The following is a 17,109-nucleotide window of genomic DNA, read 5'->3' on the forward strand; positions in this document are numbered from 1 at the left end:
AATGGAAAAATCAGAACTGCAAAAAATGCTGGATGGGGAGCTCTACGTGGCGAACGATCCGCAGCTAATCGAAATGCGGTTGCAGGCGAGGGAATTGTTTACGCGATATAATCAGATGAGGTATGCGGACAAGGCGGGAAGGCAGGAGCTATTGGCGGAGCTTTTTGGTGAGGTGGGTGAGAGCACGGATATTCAGGCGCCATTCTACTGCGATTATGGCTGCCACATCTTTGCAGGGCCAAATCTGTTTATGAATTTTGGCTGTGTGGTGCTGGATTGCGCGAGGGTCACGTTGGGAAGGAATGTGTCGATGGGGCCGAATGTGCAGATCTACACGGCTTATCATCCTTTGAATGCGGCTGAGCGAATCAAGGGGCCGGAACTCGCTGCGCCGATCTGGATTGGAGACAATGTCTGGATCGGTGGAAGCTCGATTATTTGTCCGGGAGTTAAGATTGGCGAAAACACCACAATTGGTGCGGGAAGCGTGGTGACGAAAGATATGCCAGCAAACGTGTTTGTAGCGGGGAATCCTTGTCGGGTGATCAGGGAGATTTGATTTTAAGGAAAGCCGTGAGCTGCAGGAAGTCGGGAATAAAGAGTGGAAAAGGGAGTTACGGTAGAAAAGTTGGGTCCTGGGCCTGAAGATCGGCAGCGCTCATCAACGTGGCTTTTTTAATCAGGTTGCAGAACTCCTTTTTGCTGGCATGATGACGAGTTCCCTCCCGGACAAGGAGATCCGTCAGGATTTTATATTCCACAGCCAGCCGTTCGAGCACGACGATGCGGATGTATTGATCACCGAGTTTCCAGGTCTGGCCTTGTCGCAACTTCATTCGGTTTAACATACGACTTTGGTTTGCAACTGGCGAGTGATTGTTGTTCAAACTGGTCACTAACTCCCAGAATTCACCTGTTTCTGCTCAAGGAGCCGTTCAGCCGAATGAATGGGGCAGGAACAAACCATGCGCGAATTGGACTGTCCCTGGTTTCTGCCGAGTTCAACCCTGCCGGTGTTTCGGGAAGCGGTGAAGCCCCTGGTGTTGAACAAAAAGTGAGGGCCGGGAAAGGAACCTATCATCACGGAAAATCCTGTCCAATCAGGCAAGGCAATCATTTTCCGGGATTCATTCTCGGCGGCCTTGATTCCGTTCATCGGTTATCACTTTAACAAGGTCACATATTTATGGCAGGACTATTGGGACGTGGCCTTCCTAGAGAAGGAGAAGCCCGATGTGGTAATCGATGAGATGCTCGAGCGCTTTTTCTGCCGGGCGGAGCCGCAGGAGTTGAAAGTGGCCGATGGACTCAAATGAGATTGCCTGGATAGCCTCTGGCTTTCATTGCCAGTGTGCCTCCGTTTGAGTATGCTTACGGCCATACACTGTTATCCTATGAAACGCCTGTTTGCCAGTTTGGTGATCGTAATTTCAGCATTGTCGCTACGTGCGGCGGAACCGGTCTTCATCGAAGCAGAGTCTTTTGCGGAGCAGGGAGGATGGTCGCTGGACACTCAATTCATTGTGGGGATGGGTTCGCCTTATTTGATCGCGCACGGGGTGGGAAAACCAGTGGCAGATGCAACGACAAAATTTACCGCACCGCAAGCGGGGCGTTATCATATTTGGGTGCGGACCAAGGACTGGGTTGGACCATGGAAGGCACCGGGAGCGCCGGGACGGTTTGAAGTATTGATCAATGGGAAAGCACTTGAGACCGAGTTTGGCGCAAAAGGGGCGGAGTGGCATTGGCAGGGTGGAGGCATGGTGGAGCTGCCGATGGGGGAAACAACACTCGCCCTGCACGACCTGACTGGATTTGATGGACGATGCGACGCGATTCTTTTTAGTGCGGACCTGAATTATCTTCCGCCGGAAGGAGCAGAACTGGCGGAGGCGCGTCGCCACTGGTTGAGCCTGCCGGCGAGTCCGGAAGAAGCGGGGAGCTATGATCTGGTGGTTGTAGGAGGCGGTTATTCCGGAATGGGGGCGGCGATCTCGGCTGCGCGACAAGGCTTGAAAGTTGCCCTGATACAGGATCGCTTCGTTCTGGGAGGCAACGGCAGCAGTGAAATTCGCGTTTGGGCCAACGGCGGAACCATGCGTGGCAAGTATCCGCATCTGGGAGAAATCATTGAGGAATTTGCCGACCACGCGCCGGATTGTCCGGCGGACCCGGCGGAGTTTGGGGCGGATGTAAAAGAAGCCGTTTGCCGACGTGAAAAAAACTTATCGCTATTTCTCGGTCACTTTGTTCGACAGGCAGAAATGGATCGCTCCTCAGGGCGCATTCTTTCAGTGACGGCGCTGGATGTTCGCACCGGCCATGAGCGACGGTTTCGGGGCAAGTTCTTTGTTGATTGCACCGGGCACGGAGAGTTGGGCGCACAGGCGGGAGCAAAGTATTCCATGGAACCGAAAGGACGGATGGGGATGTCGAACCTGTGGTTTTGGCAGGACGAAAAGACGGCACAAAGCTGGCCTGAGACGCCCTGGGCGTTGCCTTTGGAGCTGGGAGATTTTCCCAATCCGAAGAAAAGCCAGTCGATGATTGATGGCAAACCATTCATGAAAGGAGAATGGTTTTGGGAATCGGGCTTTGACAAGGATCCGATCCAGGGTGCGGAGATGATTCGGGATTGGAATTTGCGCGCCATTTTCGGAGCGTTCAGTGCGCTCAAACAAGGACCAGAAAAGGCGAAGCATGCGAACAGTGCCTTGAAATGGGTGGCGTATGTGGGTGGTCCGCGGGAATCGCGATTGCTCGAAGGGGACGTGGTGCTGTCGCGAGAGGATATTGTCGACGGACGTGAATATCCCGATGGTTGCGTGCCGACGACGTGGGACATTGATTTGCATTATCCCAAGGAATTATACGCCAAAAAGTTTGCGGACAATCCTTTCATTTCACGCGCCGAATTTGGAGCGGGAGTCGATAAGCGAAGCGGTTACCCGGTTCCGTATCGCTGCTTTTATTCCACGAATGTTCCCAACTTGTTCATGGCGGGCCGTTGCATCAGTGTGACACATCAGGCGTTGGGGACGGTGCGTGTGATGCGCACCTGCGGAATGATGGGGGAAGTCGTGGGCAAGGCGGCTTACATTTGCGTGGCCAAAGATGTGGATCCGCGCGGCGTGTATGAAAAGCAGTTGTCGATGTTGCAGGACTTGATATCACAACCAGGAGCCATGCGCCGCGACAGGATCGGCGGGGAACTGCATCGCGATGCACAAATTGAAGCGGTCACCGCATTCTTTAACAAAGGATCCGATCCACGGTCAAAGGTTACGGTGCAAAAAGTGGCGGTGACCTCGGACGGCATTGTTTCACAGTCACTGCCCGGAATCATTATCGATGATGGGGCGGTAAAATTCACAGGGAGTTGGACGCATGGGGATGGGCTTAAGCCATTTGTAGGTTCGGAATATCGGTACGCCAGACCAAATAGTGGCGAGGCGAGGTTTGCATTTTCCGTTCCCAAGGCCGGGCATTATGAATTGTTACTTTCGTGGGCTGGGCATTCAAACCGCGCCACGCAGGCAGGTTGTGCGATCGAGTCGGGAGGCGAAACGGTTCTGAAGCTGAAGTTGAATCAGCAACAGAATGCACCGGTTGAGGCCAAAGGGTTTCATTCGCTGGGAATATTTGATTTCGTGCCTGGCAAAACCAATGCAGTGGTGCTTTCCACGGCCGGAGCCAATGGTTTCGTGCACGCGGATTGTTTGCAGGTGCTGGAGGCGAAGCCGTAACGTGGTGCTTCGCAAACACAGTTTTTCGCTATCCCCCCTGGTGTCGCAAAGTCGTCCATGGATTTTGCGGCTGTGGCGTTTGCTGGCTTTGGCGATGGTTGCGTGGTTGCTGCATGGTGCCGCGCAGCGAAGTGAATTTCATTCCCGAACGTCGTCGTTTGATTTGACGCAGGCCCGCCGGTTTTTCCCACGGGCGACGCAGGTTTCTCCGTCTGAGCAAGACAAAGAGGCTGAGGGTGTTTTTGATGAAAACGGCCAGCTCATTGGTTACCTGGTGAATACTGCTCCACAAGCTGATTTGGTAATTGGATATGTAGGGCCAAACAGTGTCCTAGTCGCACTTGATACCGAGAGCCGGGTGAGCGGGGCAGAGTTGCTTTCCAGCGGGGATACCGAAGCCCACGTCAATGCAGTCAGAAGCGACGAGGGATTTTGGAGGCGGTTTGTCGGCTGGGCGCCGTCGCGTGAGCCGATGCCGAAAATTGATGCGGTGGCCGGTTCGACATTAACGAGCCTAGGCATTGCGGAGGCCGTGCAAAAGCGCCTGGCCGGGCGTGTGGATTCGCTGCGCTTTCCTGAGCCACTTACATTGAAGGAAGTGCAGGCATTGTTCCCGGCTGCGCAAACGTTCCGAATGGAGAACTCGCGGCACGGATGGTATGAAGTGAAGAGCAGGGCAGGAGCGTTTCTGGGATTTGCGGTTCGAACTTCGCCCGCTTCTGATTACGTCTCTGGCCATAGCGGGCCGACGGAGTCGCTGGTGGCCGTGGCGCCAGATGGAAAAACATTATTGGGGGTGCATCTGCGTCGAAGCTATGACACCGAAGACTATGTCAACAGCGTGCGCGAGGATGCGACGTACCTGCGGCAATTGACGAACTTCACAGTGGAACAATGGGCAACCCTGGATCTGAAGCGGGCAGGACTGGAAGGTGTGTCGGGCGCAACGGAAACCAGCTTTGCAGTGGCAGAAGGTATTCGGCAGCGATTTGCTGCCGACGCAGCCCGGCCAGTTCCGATGCTCATGCGTTTCAAGCCGCGAGATTGGGTGTTGACCGGGATTTTGGCGGGCAGTTTGGTCATGACGTTCAGCAAGTGGCGCGGTCGGCGTGCCGTGCGGTTGGCGTGGCAGGTGGTGTTGATTGGGGTTTTTGGATTGTGGTGCGGTGATTTGATCTCACTGGCGTTGCTCGCTGGTTGGTCGCGGAATGGAGTGAACTGGCAATTCGCTCCATCACTGGTGCTGCTCGCGGCGGCTGCATTGCTGGTGCCGTGGGCCACGCGACGTCAAATCTATTGTCACCAACTTTGTCCGCATGGAGCAGCACAAGAATGGCTTGGACGGTTCAAAAAGCTGCATATCCGGCTGCCGCTTTCCCTGGTGAAATATCTGAAATTGTTACCTGCACTGTTGCTGGTAGCCACAATCGTTGTGGGATTGATAAGGCCGCACTTTGACCTGGCTGCGCTGGAGCCGTTCGACGCGTGGGCATTGCGTGGGGTGGTGTTGGCTGCGGCCGTTATTGCCGGGATTGGCTTCCTGGCATCCCTGTTTGTGCCAATGGCTTATTGCCGTTTTGGCTGTCCAACCGGGGCATTGCTCAAGTTTATACGCACGACCGGGAGTGGCGATCGTTTCGGTTTGCGCGATGCGGGAGCCGTGCTGTTATTGGCTGTCGGCAGTAGCATTGTATTTTGGCCGTCAACTCATGCGGCTGCCAGCGTGGCAGAAAGCACGGTGGAACTGCACGGCACTTGCTTTGGAACGACGTGGAATGTCAAAACACGCGGGGAGGTGAAGGATATTGCCGCTTTGCAACAACGCCTGGCTACCGAACTGGAGCGCATTGAAAGCAACTTTTCACATTGGCGCAGCAATTCGGCCACTTCGCGTTTCAATGCCGCCCGCACGACCCAGCCAATTGAAATGCCGGAGGAATTGGTGAGGCTTATTGCTCAATGCCTAGAGATGAGCCGGATTAGCGATGGAGCTTTTGATATCACGGTGGCACCGCTGGTGAAAGCCTGGGGTTTTGGGCCGGGCGGAGTTCCGCCACACGCACCCACGGAGGATGAGGTTGCCAGGTTACGTTCCTTTACCGGTTGGGAAAAATTGAAAGCTGACACGAACGCGAACACGTTGCAGAAAAGTCATCCGGAGTTGCAGATTGATTTGGGAGCCATTTTGCAAGGTTATGGTGCGGATTGTTTGGCGAAGTTGTTGAATGCCAGCAAACAGACGAACTACTTGATTGATGTTGGGGGAGAATTTCTCGCACGAGGTCGCTGGCGAGTGGGAATCGAAGATCCGGCGCAGCCCGCGCGGTCCATACGGGTGTTGGAGCTTGAAAATGCAGCACTGGCGACGTCCGGCACTTATCGAGCCAAGCATAGCGATGGAAAAAAGCATTGGACCCATCTCATCAATCCGCACACGGGCAACCCCATCGAACATGACACCACGCTGCTCAGTGTGCTGCATCCTTCCTGTGCCAGTGCGGATGCCTGGGCAACGACGTTGATTGTTACGGGTGATGGGCAGGCGGAGGCACTGGCGCGGACGAATGGTATTTCGACGTTGATGGTTACCGGCGGTCGAGTGGTGACTTACCAGTTTCCGAGAGACGAAAGATAATTGATGGGGATTTGACGCAATGTGATCGGTTGGGTGAATGTGGCTGAAAACCATGGTGATGCATCCAGACTTGAAGTTAGATCACTAAGCGAATGCGCGGTGGCAGAGGAGAGGAGGCCGTGTAGGATTAATTAGCATTGCTTTTCTCTGAGGATAAGTCATTTTTATATACCAATTAGACATCTCGTCCATTTCGAGGCTTGGTAGATCTTCAGTTGAAATGAGCTTTCAGTGATGATTTGAAACCCGACAATCGGGAACACTCCGGAAATAGCAGTCAGTCTAAGGATTTAGTCGTCATGAATAATAGATTATATGTGGAGAGCTTGCCGGCTACAGTAACCGAAAGCAGGTTGCAGGAATTGTTTTCTCAAAAGGGGCCGGTAATTGAGGTGAAATTAATGGTGGATGCTGCAACGGGGCGCCCGAGCGGTCGGGCTTTTGTTACCATGGCGACAGCTGAAGTCGCCCAAAGCGCGCTAAAATCCCTGCACGGACACAACCTGGATGGGCGTCATCTCGTGGTGGCGGAAGCACGTCCTGTGGAAGAGCGCACTCAAGGGCTCATTGGTCATGGTTTTGAAGCCGGGATTGGCAGTCACACCCGTGTCAAGGATCGCAATACGAGGAACAGACCGCGCAACAACCGAAAGCGGCGTTAATTGTATTTAGTTCAAGGGATTCGCTGGCTATTTGAAAAAAACAGGCAGTAAACAGAGTGCCAGCAGAAGAGGTTAGCCAAGGTTGGTCCACACGGGAGCGGGTGGCGAAATTTGGTTTTTTTCCAAGGAATGATTTTCCTGCCGGTTAAGGCATTCGTTGATTATATTTAAGTGTCATGGCAGTTATTGGCAAACGTAACATTCTCTCCATCGAGAGATCTTCAGGTCCGGGGCTTTACCTTAACGGTGGAGCATTGGGGGAAATTCTATTGCCCGGCCGTTATATCCCGCGAGACATTCCTCCGGAAAACAAGCTGGATGTTTTTGTTTACCTGGATTCGGAGGATCGACTGGTGGCGACGACTGAGACGCCGCGCGCGATGGTGGGCGAGTTTGCCTATTTGAAGGTGATTAGCGTGAATTCGCAGGTTGGCGCGTTCCTTGATTGGGGGCTATCCAAGGATTTGTTGCTTCCATTTCGAGAACAGCAAACTCCCGTTCGACCAGGGCAGTGGGTCATTGTCTATGTCCAGCTCGATCCAAGAAACAAACGCATTTTCGCCAGTACCCGACTTTATCGGTTCTTGAACCGGGAGACACCTTGTTACAGAGAGAATCAACCGGTGTCACTGCTCATCAGTGGAAAGACGCCGCTTGGTTTCAAGGCCATCGTGGACAATGCCCACGAGGGATTGCTTTTCCATGACAAGCTTTCATCACCGCTGACTATTGGCCAAAAGTTGAATGGGTTTTTCCGCACGATCCGGCCCGGCGGCAAGATTGACCTGAGCCTGGATGCGTCAGGTTATAAGCGGGTAAACACGGTGACGGAAAAAATTGTGGACGCGCTGGAGCGCAACGGGGGACGGCTTGCGTTTGACGACGACAGTTCGCCTGAAACCATCCGCGAAGCGTTTGGGATCAGCAAGAAAGCGTTTAAGCAAGCGTTGGGTGCGCTGTATAAATCCCGGCGAATTCGCTTTCAAAATCCGGGGATTGAGTTGCTGGATAACACAACTTATTCCCCGAGCGACGCTACAGCTTAGAGCCTGTTTTAAAATTATGGAGGGTGCTGCGGTTGGGGATTTTGGCTGCGGCCAAAAGCACCGCCGCCCAGAGGGTTTTCGCGCCAAAGGCTGTCTGGCTGCGTTGCTCCTCAGTCGAAGATCCACCAGGGATATTCTCCTTCGTCGCGCCTTGCCATACAGCCTTTTGCGCGAAAACAGCACCCTCCAGAATTTTAAAACAGGCTCTTAAACAGCCGAACCTCTGGAGGTGGCCTGCCTGATTACTTGCGACGGGCCATCAGGTAACCAAACAATGCTCCGAGGCCGAAGGCAATGCCAATGGCCTGATATGGTTTGGCTCGGAGGGTTTTATCTGCTGTTTTTGCGGACTTGATGACTTTGGACACGCCCCTGGTAGCGGCAATTGTCCGGCCCGCCTGCGTTACAGCGTCCCTGGCCAAATCTCCGGTGGCGGAGAGAATGGCGCGGGCGTCCTGTTTGAGGTCTAATACATTGTCCTTGAGTTCGTTTTTTTCTTTCATACGACTTTTAATTGTTTTCCGGGTAAACCCTTGCTGAGTGATCGACTCGAATTGACGTCGAGTTCTGCGTGAGAGCGCAGAACCAACGTTGATGCCAACTGCCAAAGCTGCTGATTATCTACCCATCATTTTCAGCGCAATAAAAATCAGGATTGCTCCTCCGATGCCTCCTCCAAAAAGCAGGTAAAGCATGGACCAGCCTGCGGCAGCGATCATTGGGGTCATTACTAATGCGATCATAAGATTATTCCTTTCGAGTTACGTTTTAAATTAATCGCATAAAGCCATGCACGCCATGGGGTTATTCCCTCTGTGTCGCCTATCCGTTGAAAGGGATTTTCGCGGGCCTTGTTCATCGGACGCACGTCCCGGGAGATATTCCGGTTTGATGGCGCGGATGAACAGGAGTGAGAGGATTCCTGTTCGCTTTTAGCTTTCAAGCCGAGTAATCGCTGTTAGGGTCGGCGCATGAACTTACGGGGTGTCTTCAGCGGGATGGTACTACTTCAACTGGTGGCAAGCCTTACGGCCTTGGGGCAGGGAAGTTTGACTCCGCCGGGGGTGCCGGCTGCGACCATGAAAACGCTGGACCAAATACAGCCGCGCACGGACGTGCTCAAGCTGGGGGGTGATGTATATGCCCAGTACGTCATAACTCGACCGGGTTCCTATTATCTCTCGACGAATATCGTGATGGTTCCTGGCTTCAGGGCGATTGAAATCAAAACGAATGATGTGACGCTGGATCTTTCCGGGTTTACGATTTTCGGGGGTGACACTCCGGCGATTTATGGAGGTGCTCCGGTGAGCCGCATCCACATCCTCAATGGGCACCTGGTAAACTGTTCTGCGGGAATTGAATTTTACACGTCTTCTCCCGCCACAAATGTGGTGGTGGAGGACATGCTGATTTCAGGAACGAATGCGTTTTTAGGCTATGGCGTTGCGGCGTTCGAAGGTGCCCACGTCAGCCGTTGCCAGATTTCTGGTTTTGGGGGATCGAGCGGGTATGGCATCCTGGGGGGAGACCGCTCGGTGGTGGAGAACTGCGAATTGCAAAACAATTACGTCGGCGTGGCTCTGGGAAGGTTAAGCCGGGTTGACAATTGCATCATTCAAAAGTGCAATGGTGCCGGCATCAATATTTTGGATACCAGCATTGCCCGGAATAACCTGATCAGTTTGTGCTCGCCGGGGATTTTATGTTTTGGGAACAGCGTGGTGGAGAATAACAACATTACTTTTTGCCCAGGCGCAGGGATTAGCGCGAATAACAATTATAGTTACCTGAATAACAATCAGCTTCTTTTCAATCAGATTGGCATTAATGCGAATAGCGGTGGTACGAACTTTATTGTGCGTAATACGGCCCACGGAAATACGAATGGCAATTACAGCCTGGGCTTGTCGGCCAGCGGGCCGGTCTTTACCGGAATTGGCGTGGTGACAAACCATCCGTGGGCAAACTTTTCCTACTGATCAAGGACGAGGCAGTTTATTCCGAAGTTAGCGCAGCGCGGGCATCGTCAGTAGCGCCGGTCTTTTCCAAGAAGTAGTCGTAGTTGCCGGTATAAGGCTTTACCTGACCTTCATTGATGTGGAGGACTTTTGTGGCGAGATGGCGGATGAAGTGCACATCGTGGGAAATGAAAACCAGTGAGCCTTCGTAGCGTTCCAAGGCGATGGTGAGGGATTCTACAGTGGTGATGTCCAGATGCGTGGTGGGCTCATCCATCAGGAGAATGTTCGGCGGGTCCACCAGGAATTTGACGAGGTTCAGGCGGCTTTTCTCGCCACCGCTCAGCACGCTGGTGAGCTTGTAAATTTCCTCTTTGCGGAACATGAAGGAGCCGAGGATGGCGCGGGCTTCGTCTTCGCGCAGACCTGGCGAGCTGGTGAGCACTTCATCGAGCACAGTTTTGTTGGCATCGAGAGTGTCGGCACGATGCTGGCTGAAGTAGCCGAGCTTGGCGTTGTGTCCGAGTTTGCGTTCGCCCTGCTGGAATTCCACGACGCCCGCGAGAATTTTGAGCAGCGTGGATTTGCCGGCGCCGTTGGGACCGACAAGCACGGTGCGTTCGCCGCGTTCGATGGTGAGATCAAGGCCGGAGTAAACATTTTTCGTCCCGTAGGCCATATGGATTCCCTCAAGGGAGATGGCACGCTGTCCACCGCGCGGAGGCGGTGGAATCTGGAAACGAAAAGGTTTGCGGGGCGGAGTTGGTTTCTCGATTAATTCCAGGCGCTCAATCTGCTTCAGCTTGCTCATGGCCTGCGAGGCCTTGGAGGGAACGGCGCGGAAGCGGTCGGCGAATTCCTGGAGTGCCTGGATTTCCTTTTGCTGGTTTTTGTAGGCGGCAACCAGGTTTTCGTAGTTGGTTTCGCGTTGAGTGAGAAAGTCGGAATAGTTACCGGCGTAGGAAATAACTTTTTTATCCGCGATCTCGTAAACCTGGGTCACGACTTCATCCATGAACTGGCGGTCGTGGGAGATCATGAGCAGGGCGCCGGAATAGTTCTTCAGATATTTCTGCAGCCAAAGCAGGGAGAGGAGGTCGAGATGGTTGGTGGGTTCGTCGAGAAGGAGCAAGTCAGGCTCCATGACCAGCAGGCGGGCAAGGTGCGCGCGCATCACCCAACCGCCGCTCATTTCGCGAGCGGGGCGGTCGAAATCAGCTTCCCGGTAGCCGAGGCCCTTGAGTATTTTCTTGGCCTTGGCGGCGACCTGGGGATCGTTCAGGGCGTCGTGCTTGGCGTGGGCTTCGAGGTATTCGGGACTGGAGACATCGCCTGCGGCTTCGAGTTCGTGAAGGCGCTTTTCGAGACGGGGCAGTTCATCGACGCGGCCGGTGGCGACGTCGAGGACGGTTTCATCGCCGACAGCTTCACCTTCCTGGGGAAGGTAGCCGACCATGGTCCATTCGTCGCGCTGAACGGTGCCTTCGTCAGGTTCGGTTTTTTTAAGAATGATGGAGAAAAGGGTGGACTTGCCGGCGCCGTTGGGGCCGACGAGGGCGACGCGGTCGCCGTAATTAACCTGCAGGGAGGCGTTCTCGAAAAGAATCCGAGCGCCGATGGTCATCTTTAAATCGTTAATCGTGAGCATGAAAACAATTGCTGTCGGTTGGTCAGGCCATTAAGCGATCAACCGGGCGGAGAACATCGCCGCGAAAGGGAGCGAATGCCAGTGAAAAGTGATCCCGCAGAGCCGCAGTGAGCAGAAATGGGGATGAGCCAGTTCTGATGGGTTCAAACAGGAGAGGCGGGTTGGAGTTTTTCGACGGCCCTTTTTGCTTCGGCAAGGCCCGCTTTGGGATGGGCTTCGCGGTAGCAGCGGATGGCAAGGATTTGTTCACCGCGATCCACGAGACGTTGAACGTCGGCATCGGTGGCCTGGCCTTTGGCTGGATATTGGCCGGAGTGGCGGAGGCGGTTGAGACGACGCTCGGAGGAAATGCCACTGATTAGAGCAATGACCACTAGAGCCAGGATTATCCAGAGGAGAAGCATAAGTCCATTTTAGAACGCTACTGTCACCAAAGGCGGTTGTCCAATGGGGATGGTGAGCGCATGATGACGGATCCGCACCTTTTCTCTGAAGCGGTCTGAACATGAAAGCCAAACGTGCTTAGAATTAGAACCTTATCCAAGTTTAATGGTGCCATTTATTGGTCGAAGATGTTTGCCATCCTTGTGGGTTTTCTTGAAGGGGCGAACAGAGATGGAGAAGATCCGGTATTCCACCAGTCCCACAGAGTGCCATCGGCTGCCAAGGTTACGATGGAGCTGTGGGAGGCGGCGAGCGCCACCCAATCGTGATGAGAGCCCAGGCGCGCTGGAAGTTCGAGGATGTGCGGATTATCAAGATCGAGCAAGGAAGTGTGCAGGTCCCATTTCCATAGCGAGCCATCGGACTTAAGCGCAACCATCATTTCGTACGAGGTGGCGACTGAAACCCAGTCGGAGACTTCGCCAATTTTAACGAGTTTGGGCTGAGAAATCAGAGTAATCGAATTGCGCTTTCTCCCGGTTTTGCCGATGGTGGTGTAGCCCCAGAGAGTGCCGTCGTTGCGCACTGCGAACTGGAGGAACTGATAATTTGCCAGGCTGCGCCATTCCATATTGTCAAAAACCTTCCAACGCACGGCGACCAATTCGTGATCCAGCAAGGGCTCAGGAGTATTGGGGCGAACATTGGTTATCTTCCAAGCCTCTCCACTTTTTTTCCAGGCAAAGAGATCGGAACCCGCCGAAAGGATGTGTGTCCAATCTGAATCGGAGTCCAGTTGGTGAGGAGTCACTTCAATCAAACCCTTTTTAGTCGAACCGTTGTTTCCCCAGCGCCAGAGAGTGCCGTCGGTTTTTAAAAGAACCATGTCCTCATGACCGGGGCCGTGGACCACGTCTTTCCAATTGGTGTCGTCGCCGAATCTCACCAGATCGGCAGGCGGAAGAGGGCTGGGGTGGTAATTGGTCTTCCACTCAGCGGCCGGACTGCGTCTTTCGGATACCCATAACGTCCCATTGGACTGGATGGCGGCGCTTACCCAGTAACGAGAGGCTTGAGCCATCCAGTTCGAGCCGTTGAGAAAGCGATCCCCTTTCGACCCCAACCATTGGCCACCAAGCCCGAACCAGGGAGTGTCCTTGATCATAAAGAGAGGGCGACCGGGATCATAGACTATGTGGTCGCGCCAGAGGCGTCCATCCGGCAGCAGGACGGAGGTGCCGTAGAAGGCGGTATCGAGGATGGGTGGTTGCGAGATGGAAAGGAGTGCAGGCCCATGCGCACGCTCAAGCGGACCGAGGTATTCCCAGGCACGATGGTAGAGCGCGGTTGTGACCGTCGCGATTCCGAGCATGGATAGAAACAATGTGCATAGGTTGCGGGACCAGAGGCGACGAGCTTCGGCCAAATGTTGAAAATTGGTGTGGGCGAGCCAGATGAGGACGATGATCAGTGTTGGCGTTGCAATGAGAATCAGCAACAGATCATCCCACAATCGCAAACCCAGAGGATATGGGAGAGCGGCGGCAAACCTGAATATTGATCCCAGTACAAGAATGGTGATGGCTGCTGCAGCGACCGCCTGGATCAGGTTGCGCGTGAGGGTGGAGGCGTAGAAGCTTATGAGAGCGACGGCAACGAAGAGGATGCATATACTCCCCAGTCCCGATCCATGGAACGAGAGGCTTATGCCACCAAACCAACCTCCGGCGCCTACGAGAACACCAATCGCTTCGGCGATCCAGAGCAATAGAGCGCTCAACAGCCCGCCAAGAACAAGAGCAAAGAAGAGTTTAATGCTGAACTGAACGCGCGTGGAAACGGGGAGGCACAAATTTCCCTCCATTGTGCCGAGCCGCCGCTCATCGGCCACGGTGAGACTTGCAGTGAGCAGAGGGACGAGAATCCAAAATGCCGGGAAACTTTCCAACGTGCCTTTGAGCAGGGAGTAATCCGAAGCATTGTGCGCGACCTTGCGCACGGCAATGGCTCCGAGGTGGAGAATGAACAATCCAGCCATGCCCATGAGAGCGACTTGGTGCAACTTTAGTTCCTTCAAAAACAGTGCGCCGATGGGATGATAAGAGCGGCCCACTGGTTCAGAGGCGGTGTTGGCAGCTTTCCATTCAGGCAAAGCCATGTTGCCGCCGGTCCAAGCCACTTCCTGTGTGCGATGGAACTGGTACCAGGCCCACCAAAGGCTGACCATGGAGTAGGATAGGAAGGTGATAATAGTGGTAATCGTAGAAGCGCCGAACCATGACATTGCCGTCCAGATTGCCATTGGAATGAGCAGGGCGAACCAGAGAGCAGCAATGATTTGGCGGAAAAACAAAGTGGTCCAGAGCGCGGATGACAAAATCACAAGGAAGGCAATAGCCAGATTAAGAGCTCCGCCAATTTCATCGAGGTGAGTGTGCTGCCAGAAGATGGAAGAGAGGATGCACGCTCCAAAGATGGTTGCCATGGCCAGGGCCAGAACGGTGACCTTAGTCCACCAGATGCGGGACCTTGTCAGCGGTTGAGACATGAGCAAAGAAAAGGTGCTCATGCCGAATTCGCGTCCGAATGATGAGAGAGCGAGAAGCAGTGTCCCGACCAAAAGCGGGGCAAGAATCATTGCGATGGGAATATCCTCAACACTGGCCTCCCAGGATGAGAGCCAGGCGGAAAACACTGCGAGCAGGAGGGCGGTGATGTAGCCGGGCAGCAGGAGCCGGATTTCCTTTGTGATCAGCGGGTTCATGCTTTTGCCCTCGCCGAGGTTCCTGCGGTCACGAAAATTTCTTCCAACGAGAGTGATTGGCAATGAAGGTCGTTGGGACCTCGCGCACGGATGCGCTCGACAATCATTTCGCTGTTGCCATTCACCAGGACTTCCAGATCGCGACCAGACTGTCGAACGCTCAAGGCGTCGCTGAGATTTAAATCGACAGGCGGCTGAGGGAAGGAGGCGCGGATTTTTTGAAAACGGCTTCGAGCGGCATCGGCAGACATGGTCAGGAGTTTTTGGCCCTTCTCGATGATCGTGAATTCGTCGATGAGTCCTTCGAATTCGCTGATGAGATGGGTGGAGACGAAGACGGTGCGATTCTCGGGATCGGTGGAATGATAGGCGCCGATGACGGTTTCGATGAATTCGCGGCGAACGATGGGGTCGAGTCCGGAGGTGGGTTCGTCCAGCACGAGCAGCTCGGGTTCAGGGCAGACGGCGCCGATCAAGGCGAGTTGTGTTTTTTGGCCCTTGGAGAGATGGCTTGCTTTTTGGGAAGGGTCGAGTTGAAAACGGTTGAGCAAATCGGATTCCATTTCACGATTCCACTTTGGGCGAAAGGAGGCAAGGAATTGCAATGTTTGCGCGACGGTCATCCAAGGGTAGAAAGCGACGGCGTCGGGGACGTACGAGAGGCGGGATTTCACGGCGACTTCCTGTTTCTGTGGATTGAGGCCGAATACACGCACGGTGCCGGAGTCGGGCTTTAGCAAATTCAGGAGGCACTTGATGCTGGTGGTTTTGCCGGCACCATTGCGGCCGAAGAATCCGTAACAGCGGCCGGGCTGGACTGTGAGGCTGAGGCCATTGACGGCTTCGACGTGGCCATAATGGCGCGCGAGATTTTCGAGTTCGATGACCGGAGATTTGGTTTCCATAGTGGTTCCTTTGCGACTTTTATTTGCCATCACGCGTGATTGCTGATTTGCGTTCGAAGTAGTCGAGACGTTCGTTGACCAGGGCGAGAAATTTTTCGCGATCCACCTGCAGGTGATGAGCCAGGACGACGGCTTCGTCTATTTCTGTGAGGAGAAGTTTTTCGCGGACAGGGGTGGTGAAAGGGGATTTGTTTCGCTTTACGAAATAGCCCTTGCCCGGGATGGTTTCGATGATTCCCTGAGTTTCCAGCTCTGCATAAGCCTTGGCGATGGTGTTGCGGTTGATGCGCAATTCCTCTGCGAGTGGACGGAGTGCGGGTAGGGGCTCGCCGGGTTGCAACTTACCGCAAGCCGTCGCATAGCGAATCTGGTCGGCCAGTTGGAGATAAACTGGTTTGCCAGCTTGGAAATCGACTTGGAGGAGCATGGGTAATTGATATTGTTAACTGTCATAGGACAGTAGGACAGTTGGTGGTGTGCTGTCAACGGCTTTCTTTTTAAAGAAGGCTGCGTAAGCGGCGTGCTGGTCCCGTTCCGGCCATTCACGACTGTCCATTGCCAGGAGTTGGACCAGATTCCTTCTGCATCGTCGTAAACATCCTCCGGACCACCGTCAACGGACACAAAGAATGAATCGTTGGCATAGGATGGAGAAAGCACCCTAGCCCAGATGATATATACCGAATGCCAAAATTAATTTCCGGAATGGGGGAAAAGAACCGGAATGAAAGGAGTCAATAAGCCTGATGAAAGTGGAGGCTCAAAAAGCCATGGCCTTGGGGACGAGGAACTTCGTTAGTCATTGGGTACAGGGTGCTTTTGATTTGAGGCGGCGTTGTCGGCCTTGGCGTTATCTTTCAGATAGCGCCTGCGGTCTCCGCCTTGCCTTAGAGCCTGATTTAAAATTAGGGAGGGTGCTGCGGNTGGGGATTTTGGCTGCGGCCAAGGCGACGAGGTGCTTCCGCACGGGCACCAAGCATCCCCGCAGCGGGCGGTGAGGGCCGAGCCAACGCAGGCTGCGGTCAAAAGCACCGCCGCCCGGAGGGTTTTCGCGCCAAAGGCCGCCTGGCGGCGTTGCTCCTCAGTCGAAGATCCACCGGGGATATTCTCCTTCGTCGCGCCTTGCCATCCGGCCTTTTGCGCGAAAACAGCACCCTCCCTAATTTTAAATCAGGCTCTTAAACCAAAATCCCTCCTGCCATTCGGAAATTTCTTTCGGCATTCGGTATAGGTGCCAGCGGTGGGGATATTCACGAGGAAGCTATCGCTTCCTGAATTGGCTGTAGGTGAGGGTTCGGGAAGCTCTCCGGAGCATCAAAAAGTATTTACGTAATAACCGGAAATGGCGATTGTGA

Annotated in this window: 15 protein-coding genes; 8 read left to right on the forward strand and 7 right to left on the reverse strand. The window is 54.0% G+C overall.

Annotated elements, in window-relative coordinates:
• Position 1: 1 nt before the first annotated feature.
• The gene (locus CFLAV_RS20460) at positions 2 to 559 is read left to right on the forward strand and encodes a sugar O-acetyltransferase (RefSeq protein WP_007416729.1); all 558 of its coding nucleotides are present in this window, start codon (positions 2 to 4) and stop codon (positions 557 to 559) included.
• Between the two features lie 55 nt (positions 560 to 614).
• Here CFLAV_RS20460 and CFLAV_RS20465 read toward each other — a convergent pair whose 3' ends face one another.
• Entirely contained in the window at positions 615 to 836 is a 222-nt protein-coding gene (locus CFLAV_RS20465; RefSeq protein ID WP_150107518.1) for a hypothetical protein, read from the reverse strand.
• 306 nt (positions 837 to 1,142) lie between these two features.
• On the opposite strand from CFLAV_RS20465, the gene CFLAV_RS35650 reads away from it, so the two are divergent.
• From CFLAV_RS35650 to CFLAV_RS20490, 5 genes are all read left to right on the forward strand, one after another.
• Positions 1,143 to 1,316 carry a hypothetical protein gene (locus CFLAV_RS35650; RefSeq protein ID WP_160164626.1) on the forward strand — a complete coding sequence of 58 codons (174 nt, stop codon included), beginning with the start codon at positions 1,143 to 1,145 and terminating at the stop codon, positions 1,314 to 1,316.
• 78 nt (positions 1,317 to 1,394) lie between these two features.
• Positions 1,395 to 3,749, forward strand: a complete 2,355-nt coding sequence (locus CFLAV_RS20475) for an FAD-dependent oxidoreductase (RefSeq protein ID WP_007416732.1) — start codon at positions 1,395 to 1,397, stop codon at positions 3,747 to 3,749.
• A 64-nt stretch (positions 3,750 to 3,813) separates the two neighbouring features.
• Positions 3,814 to 6,384, forward strand: coding sequence for an FAD:protein FMN transferase (locus CFLAV_RS32775; RefSeq protein WP_160164627.1), 2,571 nt, complete (start codon positions 3,814 to 3,816; stop codon positions 6,382 to 6,384).
• Positions 6,385 to 6,683: 299 nt separating this feature from the next.
• Positions 6,684 to 7,046: an RNA recognition motif domain-containing protein gene (locus CFLAV_RS20485; protein ID WP_007416734.1), complete on the forward strand. Its 363-nt coding sequence runs from the start codon at positions 6,684 to 6,686 to the stop codon at positions 7,044 to 7,046.
• A 176-nt stretch (positions 7,047 to 7,222) separates the two neighbouring features.
• The gene (locus CFLAV_RS20490) at positions 7,223 to 8,092 is read left to right on the forward strand and encodes a CvfB family protein (RefSeq protein ID WP_007416735.1); all 870 of its coding nucleotides are present in this window, start codon (positions 7,223 to 7,225) and stop codon (positions 8,090 to 8,092) included.
• 242 nt (positions 8,093 to 8,334) lie between these two features.
• Here the strand turns inward: CFLAV_RS20490 and CFLAV_RS20500 are convergent, their stop codons facing one another.
• Together CFLAV_RS20500 and CFLAV_RS36980 are read right to left on the reverse strand one after the other, a co-directional pair.
• Positions 8,335 to 8,595 carry an ElaB/YgaM/YqjD family protein gene (locus CFLAV_RS20500; RefSeq protein WP_007416737.1) on the reverse strand — a complete coding sequence of 87 codons (261 nt, stop codon included), beginning with the start codon at positions 8,593 to 8,595 and terminating at the stop codon, positions 8,335 to 8,337.
• A 114-nt stretch (positions 8,596 to 8,709) separates the two neighbouring features.
• On the reverse strand, positions 8,710 to 8,835 hold the full coding sequence (locus CFLAV_RS36980; protein WP_007416738.1) for a hypothetical protein: 126 nt from the start codon (positions 8,833 to 8,835) through the stop codon (positions 8,710 to 8,712).
• Positions 8,836 to 9,063: 228 nt separating this feature from the next.
• On the opposite strand from CFLAV_RS36980, the gene CFLAV_RS20505 reads away from it, so the two are divergent.
• Entirely contained in the window at positions 9,064 to 10,074 is a 1,011-nt protein-coding gene (locus CFLAV_RS20505) for a right-handed parallel beta-helix repeat-containing protein (RefSeq protein ID WP_007416739.1), read from the forward strand.
• A gap of 16 nt (positions 10,075 to 10,090) precedes the next feature.
• Here CFLAV_RS20505 and abc-f read toward each other — a convergent pair whose 3' ends face one another.
• Entirely contained in the window at positions 10,091 to 11,701 is a 1,611-nt protein-coding gene (gene abc-f / locus CFLAV_RS20510; RefSeq protein WP_007416740.1) for a ribosomal protection-like ABC-F family protein, read from the reverse strand.
• A 137-nt stretch (positions 11,702 to 11,838) separates the two neighbouring features.
• On the opposite strand from abc-f, the gene CFLAV_RS20515 reads away from it, so the two are divergent.
• Positions 11,839 to 12,063, forward strand: a complete 225-nt coding sequence (locus CFLAV_RS20515) for a hypothetical protein (protein ID WP_007416741.1) — start codon at positions 11,839 to 11,841, stop codon at positions 12,061 to 12,063.
• Between the two features lie 197 nt (positions 12,064 to 12,260).
• On the opposite strand, the gene CFLAV_RS20520 is transcribed toward CFLAV_RS20515, so the two are convergent.
• The 3 genes from CFLAV_RS20520 to CFLAV_RS20530 are packed head-to-tail and all read right to left on the reverse strand — an operon-like array spanning position 12,261 to position 16,181.
• On the reverse strand, positions 12,261 to 14,849 hold the full coding sequence (locus tag CFLAV_RS20520; RefSeq protein WP_007416742.1) for an ABC transporter permease: 2,589 nt from the start codon (positions 14,847 to 14,849) through the stop codon (positions 12,261 to 12,263).
• Entirely contained in the window at positions 14,846 to 15,754 is a 909-nt protein-coding gene (locus CFLAV_RS20525; RefSeq protein ID WP_007416743.1) for an ABC transporter ATP-binding protein, read from the reverse strand. Before CFLAV_RS20525 ends, CFLAV_RS20520 begins: the two co-directional genes overlap by 4 nt.
• Positions 15,755 to 15,773: 19 nt before the next feature.
• Positions 15,774 to 16,181 (reverse strand): GntR family transcriptional regulator, encoded by a 408-nt coding sequence (locus CFLAV_RS20530; protein WP_007416744.1) that lies wholly within the window; start codon positions 16,179 to 16,181, stop codon positions 15,774 to 15,776.
• Positions 16,182 to 17,109 lie beyond the last annotated feature (928 nt).

It is taken from the genome of Pedosphaera parvula Ellin514 (assembly GCF_000172555.1).
Taxonomy (GTDB): domain Bacteria; phylum Verrucomicrobiota; class Verrucomicrobiia; order Limisphaerales; family Pedosphaeraceae; genus Pedosphaera.